The organism is Oleiphilus sp. HI0123 (assembly GCF_001635315.1).
On record NZ_LWGE01001747.1, the window covers coordinates 1 to 2378 of the forward strand.

A 2378-nucleotide genomic window follows, 5' to 3' on the forward strand; every position below is an offset into this window, starting at 1 on the left:
ATAATACACATTCATTTTGTAACCTTCTTTGTAAGGCATTAAGCATGTAAAGAAAGTGGTGTTTTCTGCGCCGGCAAAATTGTCATTTGAAGTTGCTTGAATAACTGCATCTTTGCAAGTTGGCACTCTCATTGATGCACCTGCTAAAGCAGCAAAACCTTTTGCATTTTCAAATGGATTTACTAGCTCAAAACGACCAACATCATCTGGTAGAGTTGCAGGTGGTAAGTTGTTTTCAAACTTTACATTATCAGCGTTTTCTTGCATTGCTTCCTTGAGACTATTGGACAGTTTCATCGTTATTGAAGATGACACCTCTGCTTTAATATCATATATTTTATAGCCTTCAAAACGCTCCTTTGTAGGTGTAAATGATGCACACCCAGCGAGCGTGAGAACCGATAAAGCTACTATTGTTTTCGTCATTTTTTGAGACCTCCTCGTCTCTGTTTTTTGTAAAAAATTTAACGCCGCGCTCTGCGGCAAATTTGGAGCGCAGCGGAAAACTTGTCCGACAGCAGCGCCTTGTTAGGCATTTTCACTATCAACACAAACCTTTCTTAATATTTCAATTTGCTCTGCTTTCGATAGTTTTTTAAAAGATAATATGGCAGCCTTCAAAACATCACTTCTGCTGCACTTAAAGTCTCGGGGGAGTAAACTGATCTCGTCGATATCCTTACTGACAGGTTCAGTAAGGCTAAAATTAAATCTTTTGAATTTTGCTTGGCTCACAAGAGTGTCTCGTTTTTTTCAGAAGGTTAGCACTGTTAAGTAAATTATGCAAAATACACAACTTACACAAGTTGTGTATTGTAAGGAGCTGTGCTATGGTAGATAAAAGTATAAGTTTTCGAGGCACGGCATGGCTACAGGCATAGTGAAAGGCGAAAAGTTGGGGGAAGATGCACTTCTTGCGGACTCTGCTAAGAGCGAGCCTTTTCCATTACCCTCAAATAAAGATGGTTTTGAGTTAAATTATCCAAATAAGCTTTCCAAAGATGAAATATTTAGTGATGTAGATCATGAGTATTCCTCTATTGATGGTAAAGGCAAAGTTTCGCCCATAGAAGATATAGACGTAAATGCCTTTTTACTTGCAGATAATTTTTATGGTCTTAAAAAGCTGCTCGAATGCCATAGCGGTAAGGTTTCCTTGATTTATTTAGACCCTCCATATGGTACTGGAAAAGACTTTCAGTCAAGAGCACTGAAGCACGCTTATAAAGACGTTTTTGGTACAGCCTCATGGATTGAATTCATGAGAAGGCGTCTAATATTAATGCGTGAGTTACTTACAGATGACGGTTCTATCTATGTGCACATAGGTCATCAAATGCTTTTTCATTTAAAGTTGGTTATGGATGAAGTATTTGGCGAAAACAACTTCAGAAACATGATTGTTAGAAAGAAATGCAGCTCCAAAAATTATACAAAAAACCAATACCCTAATTTGAATGATTACATATTGTTTTACTCTAAAACTGACACTTATATATGGAATCAACCAAGTGTGCCAGCAACAGAAGAGTGGATTAATAAAGAATATACAAAAAAGGATGAAAAAGGACGGTATAAGCTGGTACCAATACACGCACCAGGCGTGAGAAATGGGGAAACGGGAAAACCTTGGAAAGGAATGAATCCTCCAAAAGGGAAGCATTGGCAACTAACCCCTGCAAAATTGGACGCTTTAGATGCTAACGGCGAAATTCACTGGTCGAAAAATGGAAACCCTAGGCGGAAAGTGTATTTGCCACAAAACAAGCAACGTCCACTTACAGATTATTGGGATCAATATCGAGACGCTCACCATCAAAGCATCAAAATTACAGGGTACCCAACAGAAAAAAACCTAGACATGCTTAAGATGGTTATTAACGCATCTAGCAATGAGGGTGACATTGTTCTCGATCCGTTTAATGGGTCTGGTACTACCATTCATGCAGCGAATGAGTTAGGTAGAAAATGGATCGGAATTGATCAATCCTTCACTGCTGCTGAGGCAACCTTGAAGAGGTTGCGGCATGGGTTGGAGGAAATGGGAGATTACGTAAATGGAAAGGAGGCTGATCGAACAAATGATATGTTTAGTTCTGATCAAGCCCCGCTACCAGAAAACTTCAGGACAGAGTTTAATTTCTATGTTGATTCCGATGTCTTAGAAAAACACCATAAAGAAGTTAAATTACTAGCAAAAATATAATTAAATGTGCAGCGTAAGCTGCACATTTAATTTCTTAGCCATTGCTCAGTTATTCTATCATCTGCTAACTTTAAAGTAGACACTCGCACTCTATCACTTAGCTTGCCATCAAGAATACAGGCTTCTTCCCAAGTATCTCGATGCGTCAAACCGGGGCCATCTGATAAAAATA

2 protein-coding genes are annotated in these 2378 nt (G+C 38.7%); one reads left to right on the top strand and one right to left on the bottom strand.

Annotation, left to right across the window (positions count from 1 at the left end):
• Positions 1 to 426, bottom strand: a 426-nt coding sequence (locus tag A3761_RS23615; RefSeq protein ID WP_197473209.1) for a hypothetical protein, incomplete at its 3' end; no start/stop codon positions are given.
• A 439-nt stretch (positions 427 to 865) separates the two neighbouring features.
• On the opposite strand from A3761_RS23615, the gene A3761_RS23625 reads away from it, so the two are divergent.
• The gene (locus A3761_RS23625) at positions 866 to 2206 is read left to right on the top strand and encodes a site-specific DNA-methyltransferase (RefSeq protein WP_068553649.1); all 1341 of its coding nucleotides are present in this window, start codon (positions 866 to 868) and stop codon (positions 2204 to 2206) included.
• Positions 2207 to 2378 lie beyond the last annotated feature (172 nt).